This is a genomic window from Blautia sp. AF19-13LB (assembly GCF_003479105.1).
Classification (GTDB): Bacteria; Bacillota; Clostridia; order Lachnospirales; family Lachnospiraceae; genus Fusicatenibacter; species Fusicatenibacter saccharivorans.
Map to the genome: position 1 here is coordinate 1 of NZ_QUGO01000044.1, position 276 is coordinate 276.

1 protein-coding gene is annotated in these 276 nt (G+C 52.5%); it reads right to left on the minus strand.

Annotated features, from left to right (window positions below):
• On the minus strand, positions 1–276 hold a 276-nt coding region (locus DWX32_RS20350; RefSeq protein WP_243037642.1), incomplete at both ends, for a hypothetical protein.

The window sequence follows — 276 nt, forward strand, 5'->3', positions numbered from 1 at the left end:
CCGCCCTGCATGGCGATAAGGATTGTATTGTTAAGGCTGTAATCATGGAATTTTGACATAGTACGCAGATAGTCGGCGTAACGGTCGCTTTCATACAGTCCTAAAATCCCCTGTTCCAGTCGGTCGGTAATCTCTTTCATCTTGTCAGCGGGCTTTTCAGAAGATAGGATAATCGGGAGAACCGGGGGCTGCTCTGTGGCGGTGGTCGGTATAGCTGCGGAAGCGTCAAGGTCTGCCTGTTCCTTTTCCTGTACTGGCGGCTGCGGCGTTACCCGG